A 16,005-nucleotide genomic window follows, 5' to 3' on the forward strand; every position below is an offset into this window, starting at 1 on the left:
GCCGCGGCTGCAGCCCATGCAGCAGATCGCCCGCCTGCACGGTGCGGATATCATGCGGCTCACCATCGGGACCAAGGTCTCGCCCGCTCTGGCGCTGGCGGTGATTTCGGTGGAAAGCGCCGGGCGCACGGATGCGGTCAGCTCAGCGGGCGCGCAGGGGCTGATGCAGCTGATGCCGGCCACGGCGGCGCGATTCGGCGTCATGGACCGCCGCGACGCCGCCGAGAACATTCGCGGCGGCATCGCCTATCTCGATTGGCTGTTGGGCCATTTCAAAGGCGATCCGATCCTCGCGCTCGCGGGATATAACGCGGGCGAGGGCTCGGTGCGCGACAATGCGGGCGTGCCACCCTATGCCGAAACCCGCGCCTATGTGCCCAAGGTGCTGGCCGCCTGGAGCGTGGCGCGGGGGCTGTGCCTGACGCCGCCGGTGCTGATGAGCGATGGCTGCGTCTTCGCCGCCGGACGGCTCTGAACTCAGGCGAACCGCTCTGCCGCCTCGGGGTGCCGCCGTGCCCAGACCGCGACATAGGAGCAGGCGGGCACGATGCGGAAGCCCTCGCGCTTTGCATCCTCGACCATCGCCGCGACGAGCACGCTCGCATGGCCGCGCCCTTCATGCGCGCGCGGCACCCCGGTATGGGTGGCGACCCGTGTGTCGCCCCGCGCCACCCAGGTCAGCTCCGCCTGCGCCCCGTCGCCGAGGTCGAGCACATAGCGGCCCCTTTCGGGGCCGCCTTCGCGAATGACCTCAGACAATGGTCGCCTCCGTCGCGGCGCGGATCTCGTCCTCGGTCACGCCGGGCGCGCATTCGACGATCCGAAGCCCGCCCTCGACCACGTCGAGCACGCCGAGCCCGGTGATCACACGGTCGACCACGCCGGTGCCGGTGAGCGGCAGGCTGCAGGATTTCAGCAGCTTCGACTCGCCCGCCTTGTTGGTGTGATCCATCACCACCACCACGCGGCCGACGCCGGCGACGAGGTCCATCGCCCCGCCCATGCCTTTCACCAGCTTGCCGGGAATCATCCAGTTCGCCAGATCGCCGTTCTCGGCCACCTCCATCGCACCGAGGATCGCCATGGCGATTTTGCCGCCACGGATCATGCCAAAGCTCGTGGCGCTGTCGAAATAGGCGGTGTGCGGCAGCTCGGTGATGGTCTGCTTGCCGGCGTTGATGAGATCGGGGTCGATCTCCTCCTCGGTCGGGAAGGGGCCCATGCCGAGCATGCCGTTCTCCGATTGCAGCGTCACGTGCACGCCTTCGGGGATGTAGTTCGGCACGAGGGTCGGAATGCCAATCCCGAGGTTCACATAGGTGCCGTCCTCGAGCTCCTGCGCGGCGCGCGCGGCCATCTGCTTGCGGTCCCAGGCCATGCTCAAGCCTCCCTGATGGTGCGCTGTTCGATGCGCTTTTCGTGCTCGCCCCGGATCAGCCGGTGCACATAGATGCCGGGCAGGTGGATGTGATCGGGGTCGAGCGATCCGGCGGGCACGATCTCCTCGACCTCGGCCACGCAAATGCGGCCGCACATCGCGGCGGGCGGGTTGAAGTTGCGCGCCGTCTTGCGAAAGACGAGGTTGCCGGTCTCGTCGGCCTTCCAGGCCTTGACGATCGACAGGTCGGCTACGATGCCGCGCTCGAGGATGTAGGTCTCGCCGTCGAAAACCTTCTCTTCCTTGCCCTCGGCCACCTTCGTGCCGACGCCGGTCTTGGTGTAGAAACCCGGAATGCCCGAGCCGCCGGCGCGCATCCGCTCTGCGAGCGTGCCTTGCGGCGCGAATTCCAGCTCCAGCTCGCCCGAAAGATACTGGCGCATGAATTCGGCGTTCTCGCCCACGTAGGACGAGATCATCTTCTTCACCTGCCGCGTCTGCAAAAGCTGGCCGAGCCCGAAATCATCGACGCCCGCGTTGTTCGAGGCAAAGGTGAGATCCTTGGTGCCCGCGTCGCGGATGGCGGCGATCAGCAGCTCGGGAATGCCGCAAAGGCCGAAGCCCCCGGCGGCGATCAGCATCCCGTCGGACAGTAGCCCGTCGAGAGCGGCGGCCGCGTCCGGATAAATCTTTTTCATGCGTCTCCCCCTGTTGTCACGGGGGCGAGACTTGCGCCCGGCGGAGGCGAAGTCAATGCGGATGCCGCGCCGCAGCAGGCGGCGCGGCGATTTGCCTATTCGGCGGCTTCGTCAGGGGCCTTGTCGGCGGCTTCCGCCTTCTTCGCCGTCGTCTTCCTGGCGGGGGCCTTCTTGGCCGTGGTCTTGGACGCCGCGGTCTTCTTGGCCGCCGGTTTCTTGGCGGCGGGCTTTTTCGCCGCCGCCTTCTTGGCCGGGGCCTTCTTCTTGCCGCCCTTGGCGGCCTTCTCATCGACCAGAGCGATCGCCTGCTCCAGCGTCACCGCTTCGGGCTCCACGTCCTTGGGCAGGGTCGCATTGACCTTTTCCCACTTCACGTATGGCCCGTAGCGCCCCGGCATCACGGAGAGCGCGCCGCCCGAGGGGTGCTCGCCCAGCTCCTTGAGCGCCTTGGCGGCCGCGCCGCGCCCGGCGCGGCCCGCGGCCTTCTGCGCCAGAACCTCGACCGCGCGGTTCATGCCGATCTCGAAGACCTCGTCGACCTCCTTGAGATTGGCATAGAGCTTGCCATGCTTGACGAAGGGGCCGAAGCGCCCGAGCCCGGCCTCGATCGGCTCGCCGTCATCGGGGTGGTTGCCGACGAAGCGCGGCAGCGACAGCAGCGTCAGCGCCTTGTCGAGGTCCATCGCATCCGCCTGCCAGCCCTTGGGCAGCGAGGCGCGCTGCGGCTTGGGCTGCTCCTCGGTCGGCTCACCGCGCTGGACATAGGGGCCGAAGCGCCCGGTCTTGAGCCAGATCTCGTCGCCGCCATCCTCGCCCAGCACCCGGTCGGCGCCGGTGTCGGCGCCATCGCCGCCGATCGGGCGGGTGTAGCGGCATTCGGGATAGTTGCCGCAGCCGACGAAACCCCCCGTCCGCGAAGTCTTGAGGTGCAGCTGGCCGGTGCCGCATTGCGGGCACTGGCGCGGGTCGCTGCCATCCTCGCGGGGCGGGTAGAGCTGCGGCGCCAGCGCATCATCAAGCACGTCGAGCACCTCGGTGATCCGAAGCTCGGAGGTCTCGGCGATGGCCGCCGAGAAATCGCGCCAGAACCGCGCCAGCAGCTCCTTGTAATCGGCCTTGCCGGCCGAGACGTCGTCGAGCTGCTCCTCAAGGCTCGCGGTGAAGTCGTATTCCACGTAGCGCTTAAAGAAATTGAGCAGGAAAATCGTGACGATCCGGCCCTTGTCCTGCGGGATCAGCCGGTTCTTGTCCTTGGTGACGTAGTCGCGGTCCTGGATCGTGCCGATCACGCTGGCATAGGTCGAGGGGCGACCGATGCCGAGCTCTTCCATGCGCTTGACCAGCGTCGCCTCGGTGTAGCGCGGCGGCGGCTGGGTGTGGTGCTGCAGCGCCAGCACCGCCTCGGGGCCGCCAAGCACCGCAGCCTCCTTGTTCTCCTCGGTCGCCTTGGCAAAGGCGCCCTTCAGCGTGCCGGAGGCGAACTTGGCGGGCTCGCCCTGATGGATCTGCGGCAGGCGGCGGTCGTCGTCGCTCTCGACGTCGTCGCGGCCCTCTTCATAGACCTTGAGGAAGCCGTCGAACAGCACGACCTGACCGGTGGCGCGCAGCACCACCTGTTCGTCGCGGCTGGCGATGTCGACGGTGGTGCGCTCCATCCGCGCGGCCTCCATCTGACAGGCCAGCGTCCGCTTCCAGATCAGATCGTAAAGCTTGCGCTGCTCGGGTTCGAGCCGGGCGAGCTTGCCCGCGTCGCGCGACATGTCGGTGGGCCGGATGCACTCGTGCGCCTCCTGCGCGTTCTTGGCCTTGTTCTTGTACATGCGCGGGCTCTTGGGGACATACTGCTCCCCGTAGCGCGACTTGATCTCGTCGCGCGCGGCCATCACCGCCTCGGGCGCCATGTCGATGCCGTCGGTCCGCATGTAGGTGATGTGCCCCGCCTCGTAGAGCCTTTGGGCCGCCGACATCGTCGCCCGCGCGCCCATGCCGAACTTGCGGCTGGCCTCCTGCTGCAGGGTCGAGGTCATGAAAGGGGCCGAGGGGTTGCGGCTCGCGGGCTTGGCCTCGACCGAGGCGACGGTGAGCTCGCGCGAGGCCACGGCCTGCACCGCCATCTCGGCCTGCGTGCGGTCCGAGAGGTCGAAGCGGTCGAGCTTCTTGCCCGCGAGCACGGTGAGCCGCGCCTCGAACTCCTGCCCGCGCGGGGTGGTGAGCTGCGCCTTCACGCTCCAGTATTCGCGCGGATCGAAAGCCTCGATCTCCATCTCCCGCTCGACGATGAGCCGCAGGCAGACCGACTGCACCCGGCCCGCCGACTTGGCGCCCGGCAGCTTGCGCCACAGCACGGGCGAGAGGTTGAAGCCCACGAGATAGTCGAGCGCGCGGCGCGCGAGATAGGCGTGCACCAAGGGCGCATCGACCTCGCGCGGGTTCTGCATCGCCTCGGTCACGGCCTTCTTGGTGATGGCGTTGAACACCACGCGGCTGACGGGCGTGTCCTTCTTGAGCACCTTGCGCTTGGTCAGCGCCTCCTGAAGGTGCCATGAGATCGCTTCGCCCTCGCGATCGGGGTCGGTGGCGAGGATCAGGTTCGGGTCGTCCTTCAGCGCATCGGCGATCGCCTTCACGTGCTTGCGGCTGTCGGTGCCGATCTCCCACCGCATTTCGAAATCGTTCTCGGTATCGACCGAGCCATCCTTGGGCGGCAGGTCGCGCACATGGCCATAGGAGGCGAGGACGGTGTAGCCCGAGCCGAGATAAGTGTTGATCGTCTTGGCCTTGGCCGGAGATTCGACGACGACGACGGGCATGGGGAATCCTCGGGTCAGGGGAGGGGCGCTTTGGGCGGGCAACATGTGGTGGGGCCCACGACAATGTCAATGCGCCCCGTGACGGTGGCCCTGTCCCTCCTTCAGCCCGCGGCCTGCGCCAGATCGCGGCGCACCAGAAGCCCGCCCGGCTGCCGCTCGACACGGCCCGACAGCTCCAGATCGACCAGCGCCTGCGACAGCCTTGCCGCGGGCAAGCGCATGTCGCGCAGCAGTTGGTCTTCGGCCAGCGGCGCGGCCCCCAGCCGGTCCATGATCTGCGCGGCAAGGTCGCCGTCGGCCTCGGCGTCCGGCAGGGGAGCGCATGGCGCGCTGGGCGCCCGCGCTTCGGGCTCGGGCGCGCTCCGCCCCATGAGATCGAGCACATCGGAGGCGCCGCGCACCAGCGCCGCGCCGTCGCGGATCAGCATGTTGCAGCCACCGGCGCGCGCATCGAAGGGGTGGCCGGGCACGGCGAGCACCTCGCGGCCCGCCTCCAGCGCCGCGCGTGCGGTGATCAGGCTGCCCGAGCGTGCGGCGGCCTCGACCACGACGACACAGTGCGACAGCCCCGCGACGATGCGGTTGCGCGCCGGGAAATGGCGCGCCTGCGGCGCGCGGCCCACCGGCTGTTCGGAGAGGATCAGCCCGTCGCGGGCGATGCGCGCCGTCAGATCGGCGTTTTCGGGCGGGTAGGTGACATCGACGCCGCCCGCCGTCACCGCGATGGTGCCGCGGCCGAGCGCAGCCTCATGCGCCGCCGTGTCGATGCCGCGCGCAAGGCCCGAAACCACGACCCAGCCCGCATCGGCCAGCACCCATTCGGGGCCATCGCCGCAATCGCGCAGGCCGCCCGCGATCTCGGGCGCGCCGAAGCGGTGATTCGTCAGCCCCTCCAGCGCATCCAGCTGCACCAGCTCCCCCGCCTCAAGCCGCCAGACCCGCAGCACGCGCGCCAGATGCGGCCGATCGACATAGGCCAGCTCCACCCGCCCGTCGCCATCGAGATCGGCCGGCGGCAGCGGTGCCAGCCAGCGATGCGGCGTGCCGATGAAAGGCGTCGCCGCCAGCAGACCGTCGGAGCCATAGACGGCGAGCCGCGCGCCCAGCGCCGCGTCGGTCTCGACCACCACCGCCTCGCGCCCGCCGTCGCCGTCGACATCGGCCAGCCGGGGTGCCGTATCCTCGAAGACCCGGGCTTTGGGCAGGCGGATCCGGTGCCGCGCGCCGGCTTCGGTCGTCATCTCCAGCGCGCCCCATTCCTCGGTGTCCCCGAAGACCCCATGCGCATACCGCGTGGTGGGTTCGGAAAAGCGCGCCTCGGCCAGCCCCTGCGCCCCGGCAGGCCCCGCCAGCGCGAGGAGACCGGCAAGAGCCGCGCTCCTGCGCATCAGATCTGGCGCTCGGGCATTTGCACCCGCAGCCCGTCGAGCGCGTCGGACACCTTGAGCTGGCAGGTCAGACGCGAGCGGGTCTCGTCCGGCTCATAGGCGAATTCGAGCATGTCCTCTTCCATCGGGTCCTTCTCGGGGAGCTTCGCGACCCAGTCGGCATCGACATAGACGTGGCAGGTCGAACAGGCGCAGGCGCCGCCGCAATCGGCCTCGATGCCGGGAATGCCGTTGTCGCGCGCGCCCTCCATCACGGTCAGGCCGGCAGCCACGTCGACGACATGCTCGGTGCCGTCGTGTTCGATATAGGTGATCTTCGCCATGCTCGGCTCCTTCATTCGCGGTCTTCCCCTGTCTAGGCGAGGCGCGCGGGGCGTGCCAGAGCCTGAGGGACGCGCGCCGCATGATGTGTTGCGTCTTGCGTGTCACGGCCCGCCGCCATGCGCGCCGCGCGCTTTCCGGGGCGGGACGCAGCGGCTAGGCTCGGGCGACAACCACCACCGGTGACCGATGTTCCGCCTCCTGCTCGCCCTCCCGCTGGCCCTGCCCTTCGCGGCCTGCAGCCCTGCGCCGCCGGAGCTCCCCGCCTTCATGGCGGCCGAAATCGAGACCGACGCCCGGGGGCGCTGTTTCGGCTACGACACCACCCCGGCGGTGATCGAGACCGTGCGCGAGCAGATCCGCGAGCCGGGCGAGGGCCCCGCGCGCTACCGCAGCGTGATGCGCCAGGAAATCCTGCGTGAGCGACGGGTAGTCAAATTCGAGACGCTCTGCCCGCCCGAGTTCACCCCCGCCTTCGTCGAAACGCTGCAACGCGCGCTGGTGACGCGGGGGTTTCACCCCGGCCCGGTGACCGGGCAGCTCGACGCGGTGACACTTGATGCCGTGCAGGCGTTTCAGCGCGGCAGCGGCGGGCCCGACAGCCCGGTGCTGTCGCTGGCCTCGGCGCAGCGGCTCGGCATCCGGGCGCTGACGCCGGATCAGCTCGATATCATGAACCAGGGCTGAGACGCGAAAAGGGCGCCCGAAGGCGCCCTTTCCCGGCAAACTCCCGAGAAAGGCTCACTCGGCCTCTTCGAGCCCCAGCGCCACGAAGCGCGGATCACCGCTGCGGCGCACCAGCAAGAGCAGCGACTTGCGCCCCGCCTCGCGCGCCTCCTCGACGCGGGCTTCGAAATCGGCCACCGAGGTCACCGGCTGCTGGCCGGCCTCGGTGATCACGTCACCGGCGACGACGCCTTTCTCGGCGGCGTTCGAGGCGGGGTCCACGTCGGTCACGACGAGGCCTTCGGCGCTTTCGGGCAGTTCGAGCTGCTCGCGCAGTTCGGGCGTCATCTCCGAAAGCGTCAGGCCGAACAGTTCGATCTCGGCCCCGTCGCCAGAGCCTTGCGCCGATGCCGGCACGGCGCTCTCGGCCTCCTCGCGGCGGCCCAGCGTCACCGCCAGCTCGACCGTCTCGCCGCCGCGCAGCACCTCGACGGGCACCTCTTCGCCCACCGGGGCGCGGCCGACCATGCGGACCAGCTCGCGGGTGTCGGGCACATCGTTGCCGTCGAAGCTCAGGATCACGTCGCCGGCCTCCATGCCGGCCTCCATCGCCGGGCCTTCGGGCACGTCGGTGACGAGCGCGCCCTCCGCGCCGTCCAGCCCCTCGATCGCCTCGACCATGTCGGGGGTCACGTCCTGGATCCGCACGCCGAGCCAGCCGCGCCGGGTTTCGCCGAACTCCTGCAGCTGGTCGACCACCTCGGTCACCACGTCCGAGGACATGGCGAAACCGATGCCGATCGAGCCGCCGTTGGGCGACAGGATCGCGGTGTTCACGCCGATCACCTCGCCCGACATGTTGAACAGCGGGCCGCCCGAGTTGCCGCGGTTGATGGCGGCGTCGGTCTGGATGTAATCGTCATAGGTGCCCGAGAGCGCCCGGCCACGGGCCGAGACGATGCCCGCGGAGACCGAGAAGCCCTGCCCCAGCGGGTTGCCCATCGCCATGACCCAGTCGCCGACGCGCGCGCCCTGCCCGGTGCTGTCGCCGAACTCGACATAGGGCAGATCCTCGCCCTCGACCTTCAGAAGCGCGATGTCGGTCGAGGCATCGGTGCCCACCACCTCGGCCTCGAGCGTCTTGCCGGAGAAGAACTCGATGTTGATCTCGTCGGCGCCCTCGATCACGTGGTTGTTCGTCACAACGTAACCGTTAGCCGAGATCACGAAGCCCGAGCCCAGCGCCGAGGAGCGGCGCGGCGCGCTTTCGCCGCGGTCCTGGAACTCGCGAAAGAACTCCTCGAAGGGCGAGCCTTCGGGCACGATGCCCTGCGGCCCGGCGGGCGCGGAGACCATGGTCGATGTGGTGATGTTGACCACCGCGGGGCTCACCTGCTCGGCCAGATCGGCAAAGGTCAGCGGGCGCGCGGCGTCGGGCGCGTCGGCCGTGCTCTGCGCTTCGGCATCGGGGGTGACGGCGGTATCCTGGGCGGCGAGCGGAGCCACCTGGCTCAGCCCCAGCGCCGCACCCAGGGCCAGCACCGAAACGGCGCGGGTGGGGAGGACAAGGGACATGGATCTGGTCTTGGCGTTCACGGGCACACTCCTGTTTCGTCCGGTGCATCGAAACCGCCCCGTCGAGGGCCGCTTCGGTCGGCGCAGACCATCAACCTAAGAGGTGCGAGAGGCAACTCAAGCCCCCGTCGCGCGCCGTCAAAGCGGTGTGACGGGCTGTAACATGGGCCGGGCCCGCCTTACAGCGTGGTCAGCCGCGCCATCCACAACAGTGCCACGCCCAAGGCCAGCGTGACGAGCCCCGCCATCCGGCGCTGCTCGGGCGGCATGGATCTGAGGGTTTCGAGCATCTTCACAAGCAGCGAAGGGGCCAGCGCCCAGGCCAGCCCCTCCACCACGAGCACTAGGCCGAGGCCCAGCAGGATCGGCGTCACTGCACCGCCACCGCGCCGTCTTCGGGCAGGATCACCCGCGGCGTTAGCGTTTCGGCCTGGTTTTCGGCCGCGGCCTCGGCCTCGGCCTGCGCGTCGATCTCGCCCTCCTGGGTCGAGAAGACGACGGCGCCGTCCTCGCCCTGGCGCACCTGCAGGCTGTCGAGCCGGATGACGCCGGCATCGACATCGCCCGACGCGGGCTCTTCCTCGATCCCGCCATCGAGCGGGCCGCGCTCGCGCGCAGGCGCCGGGGTCACGCCCTCGGGCAGATCGTCATTGTAGAGGTAGTCGAAGAAGGCGCTGTCGGGGGTCAGCACCATGGTCGAGTTCGAGCCCTGCAGCGCCCGCTCATAGGCCTGAAGCGAGCGGTAGAAGTCGAAGAACTCGGCATCGGCGCTGTAGGCGCCCGCGAAGATCGCGTTGGCCTCGGCGTCGGCTTCGCCTCGAGTCACCTGCGCCTCGCGCTCGGCCTCGGACATGGTCTCGATCACGGTCCGGTCGGCCAGCGCGCGCACACGCTGCGCGGCTTCGTTACCACGGGCGATCTCGTCGGCGGCCTCGCGCTCGCGCTCGGCCCGCATCCGGGCAAAGGTCGCGTCGAGGTTCTGGCTCGGCAGATTGGTCTGCTTGAGCCGCACGTCGACCACGTCGATGCCGAGACCCTGCGCCGAGCGCTGCGCCTGCTCGCGGATCCGGTTCATCAGGGTCCGGCGGTCCGAAGAGAGGATCGTGTCCGAGGTCACCTGGTCGGCACCGAGCACTTCGCGGATCTGCGCGTTGAGGATCGACGAGAGCCGGTCCTCGGCGGCGCGCACGCCGCCCACGCCGACGGCCTGGCGGAACTGCACCACGTCCGAGATGCGGTAGCGCGCGAAGGCGTCGACCACGAGGCGGCGGTCGTCCGAGGGCGTCACCTCGATGGTGTCGGTGTCGAGCGACAGGATCCGGTCGTCATAGGTCACGACCTCCTGGATCAGCGGGATCTTGAGCCCGAGGCCGGGCTCTTCCTTGACCTGGCGGATCTGGCCGAACTGCAGCACCAGCGCCTTTTCGCGCTCGTCCACGACGTAGATGGACGACAGGATCACCGCCACGGCGACGACCAGGGCGGGAAGCAGGAATGCGGTCTTCTTCATCTCAGTTCCCCTGCCCGTTGGTGTTGGAGGACGCGGCCGCGCCCTGCTGGCTGTTGCCCGACTGGCGGCCCAGCTCGTTCAGCGGCAGGAACGGCACGATGCCGGTGCCGCCGCCCTGCCCGCCACTGGCGATCGAGGGGTCGAGCACCATCTTGTCGACATCGCCCAGCACCCGCTCCATCGATTCGAGATAGAGCCTGCGGCGCGTGACCTCGGGCGCCTGCGCGTATTCGTCCTGCACCGCCGAGAAGCGGCTGGCCTGACCCAGAGCGTCGTTGATGGTCTGGGCGCGGTAGCCCTCGGCCTGTTCGATGGTCTGCGCGGCCTGACCGCGCGCCTCGGCGAGAACGCGGTTGGCATAGGCGTCGGCCTGACGCTGCAGCCGGTCGCGTTCCTGCTCGGCGGCCTGCACGTCGCGGAAGGCGTCGATCACCTCCGACGGCGGGTCGGCGCGGTCGAGGTTGACCCGGACCACGTTGATGCCGCTCTCGTAGGCGTCGAGCGTCGCCTGGATCGATTCCATCGCCGTGTCGGCGATGAGCCCGCGGTCGCGGTTGAGGATCGGCGCGAGGTTCGATGCGGCGATGATCTCGCGCATCACGGACTCGGACACCGCCTGCACGGTGAGCTGCGGATCGCGGATGTTGAACAGGAACTTGGCCGGGTCGGACACGTTCCAGACGACCTGGAAGCCGATGTCGACGATATTGGCGTCGGTGGTCAGCATCAGACCGTCATTGTCGCGCCCGATGCCGATGTTCTCGGTCCGCTCGGAGGTGACGTTGACGACCTCATGCGTGACCAGCGGCCAGGGCGCGAAGTTCAGACCGGGGCTGCCGGTGGAGGAGTAGGAGCCCAGGAACAGTTCGACCGACTGCTCTTCGGGCCGCACGGTGTAAAAGGACATCACGCCCCACAACACCAGAGCGCCCGCGGCCACGAGACCGATGGTCCCGCGCGACATGCGAAAACCCGGACCGCCATTGCCGCCCGACCCGGTGCCGCGATTGCCGCCACCGCCGCCCATGAGTACGCGAAGCTGTTCGCGGCCCTTGTTCATCAGATCGTCGATCTGCGGGCTTTCGCCGGGCCTGCGCGGCCGCTGCGGGCCGCCGGGCCGCCTGTCGTCATCCACGCCGCCGGTAGGTCCGCGCCCGCCGCCGCCGCCGCCCCAGGGGCCGCCGTTGTTTCCAGCCATGAAGCCACTGTTCCCTTGTTGGTTTCCCCCGTGCCGGTTTCACCCGCCACGTGTCGCATGTGTGGGCTGACGCCCGCTATTCAAGAACGCCGCACCGGCTCGCGCATGGTGACGATCTCCTCGGCCATGGTCGGATGCACCGCCACGGTCCGGTCAAAATCCTCTTTCGTCGCGCCCATCTTGACCGCGATGCCCGCCAGCTGGATCAGCTCGCCCGCCTCGGGTGCGACGATATGACAGCCGAGAACCTTGCGGGTTTCGATCGAGACGATCAGCTTCATCAGCACCCGGTCGTTCGATCCGGCGAAGGAGGAGCGCATCGGCTTGAACGACGAGCAATAGACCTCGACCGGTTCGATCTCGCGCGCGGCCTCCTCGGTCAGGCCGATGGTGCCCAGCTCGGGCTGGGTGAAGACCGCCGACGGGATCAGCGCGTGATCCACCGGGGTCGGGTTGCCCTTGAACACCGTCTCGACGAACTGCATGCCTTCGCGGATCGCCACGGGGGTGAGGTTCACCCGGTCGGTCACGTCGCCGATGGCATAGATCGACGGGCAGGCCGTCTGGCTGTACTCGTCCACCTCGATCGCGCCGCCGCGGGCGAGCTTGACCCCGGCCTCCTCCAACCCGAGCCCCTCGGTGTTGGGCTTGCGGCCGGTGGCGAAGAACACCGCGTCATAGACCGCCTCGTCGCCATTGGTCGCCTTGACCCAGACCGGCTGCTTGGTGCCGCGCTCGGCCTCGGGCAGGCTGGCGCCGGCGCCGGCGGCGTCGGAATTGGTGCCGTGCTGGCGCGCGGGGTCGCCCGCCTCGGCCTCGGGGCACATCTCGACCACGTTGGTCCCCAGGTGCAGGTCGATGCCGCGCTCGCGCATCGAATCCGCGATCAGCCCACGCGTCTCGTCGTCGAAGCCGCGCAGGATCTGCGCGCCGCGGTAGAACTGGGTCACCTTCACGCCAAGCCCGTGCAGGATGTTGGCGAATTCGCAGGCGATGTAGCCACCGCCGACGATCAGGATCGATTTCGGCAGGGTCTCCAGATCGAAGATGTCGTCCGAGACCATGCCCAGATGCGCGTTCCTCATGTCGGGCCGCACCGGCCGCCCGCCGGTCGCCACTAGGATGTGCCTGGCAGTCTTGCGGGTGCCGTCGGCGAACTCCACGGTGTGCGGATCGGCGAGCTTGGCGCGGGTGTCGAACATTTCGACGCCCGAACCGTCGAGCAGGCGGCGGTAGACGCCTTCCAGCCGGTCGAGCTCGGCATGCAGCTTTTCGCGGAAGGGGCGCCAGTCGAAGCGGCCCTCGCCGATCTCCCAGCCATAGGCGCGCGCCTCGTCGAACACCTCGCCATAGCCCGAGGCATAGACCATGAGCTTTTTCGGGACGCAGCCGCGGATCACGCAGGTGCCGCCCATGCGGCTCTCCTCGGCCAGCGCCACGCTTGCCCCGGTGGCGGCGGCGGTGCGCGCGGCGCGCACCCCGCCCGAGCCGCCGCCGATCACGAAGAGATCATAGTCGAATGCCATAAGAAGGTCTGTCCTAGTCGGAAATGTCGGTGAAGATGTTGTCGGAGGCGAGGAAGTCGAACTGCGTCTCCTCCGCCTCTCCGTGCAGATCGTAGCTCTCGACGCGGCCATCGCCATGCCCGATCACGAGCGCGTCACAGATGTCGACGAAAAGCCCGTTCTCGACCACGCCCGCGATCTGGTTGAGCGCGAGGCCGAGCTGGCGCGCATTGCCGATCCGGTTGAGATGCAGATCGAGGATATGATTGCCCTCGTCGGTGCGTACCGCCTCGCCATCCTTGATGCGAAGTGCCACCTCGCGGCCCAGCACGTCGAGCCCCACCATCGTCTCCTCGACCAGCACCTTGGTCGCCTGCCAGCCAAAGGGGATGATCTCGACCGGCAGGGGAAAGGCGCCCAGCGTCTCGACCCGCTTGGCCGCATCGGCGATGACGACCATCCGGTCGCTCGCCGTCGCCACGATCTTTTCGTGCAAGAGCGCCGCACCCCCGCCCTTGATGAGGTTCAGCTCGCCATCGACCTCGTCGGCGCCGTCGATGGTCAGGTCGAGCCAGCCCGCCTCCTCGAGCGTGACCACCTCGATCCCCAGCTCGCGCGCCAGATCGGCGGTGCGGCGCGAGGTCGGCACGGCGCGGATGCGCAGCCCCTCGTCGCGCACCATCTCGCCCAAGCAGCGCACCAGCCATTCGGCGGTCGAACCGGTACCGAGGCCGACGCGCATGCCGTCCTCGACGAGGCGGCTCGCCTGCTTGGCGGCGACGAACTTCGCCTTTTCAACGGGTGACAATGTCTTGGCCATCGGGCGCCTCCTCGCGGGTCTCCCCCCAGTTATGGGCCCGGTTATAGGAAAGAAGGCGCGCGCCTGCGAGGGGCAATCGTCCGCCGCCGCCCCGCGCGCCGGCCCGGCTCCCGAAGCAGGAGACGAGATCAGGCGTCCCAGTCGCGCAGCCGCGCGACATAGCGCGCCATGGTGTCGATCTCGAGGTTGATCGATTGGCCCTGGGCGATCTCGCCCCAGTTCGTCACCTCGCGGGTGTGCGGGATCAGGTTGATGCCGAACTCCGCGCCCTCGACCTCGTTGACGGTGAGCGAGGTGCCGTTGAGCGCGACCGAGCCCTTGGGCGCGATGAACTTCGCCAGCGCGTCCGGCGCGCGAAACCGCACCCGAAGGCTGTCGCCCTCGGTCTGGGCCGAGACCACCTCGGCCACGCCGTCCACGTGCCCCGAGACGATATGCCCGCCCAGCTCGTCGCCAACCTTGAGCGCGCGTTCGAGATTGAGCCGCTTGCCCGGCCGCCAGCCATCGCGGCCGATGTTGGTGCGCGCCACCGTCTCGGCCGAGATCTGCACGTCGAACCAGTTGCGGGGCTCACGGCCCAGCGCCACCACGGTGAGGCAGACGCCGTCGCAGGCGATCGAGGCGCCGATGTCGATGGTCTCGGGGTCGTAGCCGGTGGCGATGCGGGCGCGCAGGTCGCCCTCCTGCACCACGTCGAGAATCTCTCCGACGTCGGTGATGATGCCTGTGAACATGGGTGCGCTCCTGTCTTGCCCGCCAAGACCTAGAGACGCGGGGCCCGCCATACAATACCGCGCCCTTCCCCGCGCCATCGCCGCGCCATAAAAGGGCCAGACGCCTTTGCGAAACGAAAGGGATCGCCCCGCCATAATGGCCCGCATCATGACCGATCCCGCCGACAGACGATTCCTCTTCCTTCAAGGGCCGCACGGGCCCTTCTTCCAGAGGCTCGCGCGGATGCTGCGCGCGGCCGGGGCGCGGACCCTTCGCGTCGGCTTCAACGCGGGCGACGCGGCCTTCTGGCGCGACCGGGCGAGCTACATCCCCTACCGCGGCCGCGCCGAGGATTGGCCCGAGACGGTCGCGGCGCTGATCGAGACCCACGGCATCACCGACATCGTGCTCTACGGCGACACCCGCCCCGTTCATGCCGCCGCCATTGCGGCGGCACGGGCCCGCGGGCTCACCGTGCATGTCTTCGAGGAGGGCTACCTGCGGCCCTGGTGGGTCACCTACGAGCGCGGCGGCACCAATGGCCATTCGCGGCTGATGGATATCGGCATCGACGAGATGCGCGTGGCACTGGAACGCTCGGACCCCGAGATCGTCGAGGCCCCGGCCCATTGGGGCGACATGCGCCAGCATGTCTTCTACGGCGCACTCTACCACTGGTTCGTCCTGTTTCGAAACCGCGGCTACGAGGGGTTCCGCGCTCATCGCGCGCTGCCGCTTTCGACCGAAGCGCGGCTTTATACGACCCGGCTCCTGCTGATGCCGCTGATCGCGCTCGACCGGATCATCGCCACCGGGCGAATCCGTCGGGGCGGCTATCCCTACCACTTGGCGCTCTTGCAGCTCGAACACGACGCCAGCTTCCAGGCGCATTCGCCCTTCACGAAGATGTCGGAGTTTCTCGAACTGGTCATCGAGGGCTTCGCCCGGGGCGCGCCGCGACACCATCACCTCGTGTTCAAGGCGCATCCTTTGGAAAACGGCCAGGCCCCGCTCAAGCGCATCATCCGCGAGGCGGCCCGCGCGCATGGCATGGCCGACCGGGTGCATTACCTGCGCGGCGGCAAGCTGGCGCGTCTGCTCGACGCCGCGCGCACCGCCGTCACGGTGAACTCCACCGCCGGGCAGCAGGTGCTGTGGCGCGGCATCCCGCTCAAGGCCTTCGGCCGCGCCGTCTATTCCAAGCCCGACCTCGCCTCGGCCCAGCCGCTGGCCGAGTTCTTCGCCGCCCCGCAGCGCCCGGATCGGCGCGCCTACCGCGACTACCGGCGCTTCCTGCTCGAAACCAGCCAGGTCTCTGGCGGCTATTATTCCTCGGGCGGGCGCCGGCGGCTGCTGCGGCAGGTCGCGGACATGATGCTTGTCGCCGAAGACCCCTACGACGCGCTGCGCACCGGCCGGGTC

General features: G+C 69.0%; 16 protein-coding genes. 3 read left to right on the top strand and 13 right to left on the bottom strand.

The features are described from left to right. Nucleotides 1–475, top strand: a 475-nt coding sequence (locus NHG85_RS17630) for a lytic transglycosylase domain-containing protein (protein WP_253334871.1), incomplete at its 5' end; no start/stop codon positions are given. Nucleotides 476–477: 2 nt separating this feature from the next. On the opposite strand, the gene NHG85_RS17635 is transcribed toward NHG85_RS17630, so the two are convergent. The 6 genes from NHG85_RS17635 to NHG85_RS17660 form a co-directional block, all read right to left on the bottom strand. Next, nucleotides 478–759, bottom strand: a complete 282-nt coding sequence (locus NHG85_RS17635) for a GNAT family N-acetyltransferase (protein WP_253334872.1) — start codon at nt 757–759, stop codon at nt 478–480. After that, nucleotides 752–1,378, bottom strand: a complete 627-nt coding sequence (locus tag NHG85_RS17640) for a 3-oxoacid CoA-transferase subunit B (protein ID WP_253334874.1) — start codon at nt 1,376–1,378, stop codon at nt 752–754. Before NHG85_RS17640 ends, NHG85_RS17635 begins: the two co-directional genes overlap by 8 nt. Nucleotides 1,379–1,380: 2 nt before the next feature. After that, a complete protein-coding gene (locus NHG85_RS17645) occupies nt 1,381–2,076 on the bottom strand; it encodes a CoA transferase subunit A (protein WP_253334876.1) in 696 nt (231 codons plus the stop codon). A gap of 95 nt (nt 2,077–2,171) precedes the next feature. Further along, complete coding sequence (gene topA / locus NHG85_RS17650; protein WP_253334877.1) at nt 2,172–4,886, bottom strand: type I DNA topoisomerase; 2,715 nt, start codon at nt 4,884–4,886, stop codon at nt 2,172–2,174. A gap of 101 nt (nt 4,887–4,987) precedes the next feature. Further along, nucleotides 4,988–6,274: a DNA-processing protein DprA gene (locus tag NHG85_RS17655; protein ID WP_253334879.1), complete on the bottom strand. Its 1,287-nt coding sequence runs from the start codon at nt 6,272–6,274 to the stop codon at nt 4,988–4,990. After that, complete coding sequence (locus tag NHG85_RS17660) at nt 6,274–6,597, bottom strand: 2Fe-2S iron-sulfur cluster-binding protein (RefSeq protein WP_253334881.1); 324 nt, start codon at nt 6,595–6,597, stop codon at nt 6,274–6,276. The genes NHG85_RS17655 and NHG85_RS17660 overlap by 1 nt, the downstream gene beginning before the upstream one ends. Nucleotides 6,598–6,784: 187 nt before the next feature. Between NHG85_RS17660 and NHG85_RS17665 the strand changes: the two genes are divergently transcribed. Continuing rightward, entirely contained in the window at nt 6,785–7,282 is a 498-nt protein-coding gene (locus NHG85_RS17665) for a peptidoglycan-binding domain-containing protein (RefSeq protein WP_253334886.1), read from the top strand. Between the two features lie 54 nt (nt 7,283–7,336). Here NHG85_RS17665 and NHG85_RS17670 read toward each other — a convergent pair whose 3' ends face one another. The 7 genes from NHG85_RS17670 to NHG85_RS17700 form a co-directional block, all read right to left on the bottom strand. Then, nucleotides 7,337–8,836, bottom strand: a complete 1,500-nt coding sequence (locus tag NHG85_RS17670; protein WP_253334888.1) for a Do family serine endopeptidase — start codon at nt 8,834–8,836, stop codon at nt 7,337–7,339. Nucleotides 8,837–9,015: 179 nt separating this feature from the next. Continuing rightward, nucleotides 9,016–9,210: a DUF2065 family protein gene (locus NHG85_RS17675; protein WP_253334889.1), complete on the bottom strand. Its 195-nt coding sequence runs from the start codon at nt 9,208–9,210 to the stop codon at nt 9,016–9,018. Beyond that, nucleotides 9,207–10,346, bottom strand: coding sequence for a protease modulator HflC (gene hflC / locus NHG85_RS17680; RefSeq protein WP_253334891.1), 1,140 nt, complete (start codon nt 10,344–10,346; stop codon nt 9,207–9,209). The genes NHG85_RS17675 and hflC overlap by 4 nt, the downstream gene beginning before the upstream one ends. A gap of 1 nt (nt 10,347) precedes the next feature. Beyond that, nucleotides 10,348–11,544: an FtsH protease activity modulator HflK gene (hflK, locus tag NHG85_RS17685; RefSeq protein ID WP_253334893.1), complete on the bottom strand. Its 1,197-nt coding sequence runs from the start codon at nt 11,542–11,544 to the stop codon at nt 10,348–10,350. Between the two features lie 80 nt (nt 11,545–11,624). Continuing rightward, the gene (locus tag NHG85_RS17690) at nt 11,625–13,070 is read right to left on the bottom strand and encodes an FAD-dependent oxidoreductase (protein ID WP_253334895.1); all 1,446 of its coding nucleotides are present in this window, start codon (nt 13,068–13,070) and stop codon (nt 11,625–11,627) included. Between the two features lie 13 nt (nt 13,071–13,083). Further along, nucleotides 13,084–13,869, bottom strand: a complete 786-nt coding sequence (gene rpiA, locus NHG85_RS17695; RefSeq protein ID WP_253334897.1) for a ribose-5-phosphate isomerase RpiA — start codon at nt 13,867–13,869, stop codon at nt 13,084–13,086. 128 nt (nt 13,870–13,997) lie between these two features. Further along, on the bottom strand, nt 13,998–14,603 hold the full coding sequence (locus tag NHG85_RS17700; RefSeq protein WP_253334898.1) for a riboflavin synthase: 606 nt from the start codon (nt 14,601–14,603) through the stop codon (nt 13,998–14,000). 148 nt (nt 14,604–14,751) lie between these two features. Between NHG85_RS17700 and NHG85_RS17705 the strand changes: the two genes are divergently transcribed. Next, nucleotides 14,752–16,005 (top strand): capsule polysaccharide biogenesis protein (locus NHG85_RS17705; protein WP_253334899.1); only part of this gene is annotated, 1,254 nt, incomplete at its 3' end.

The sequence above is a fragment of the Limimaricola litoreus genome, from assembly GCF_024159025.1.
Classification (GTDB): domain Bacteria; phylum Pseudomonadota; class Alphaproteobacteria; order Rhodobacterales; family Rhodobacteraceae; genus Limimaricola; species Limimaricola litoreus.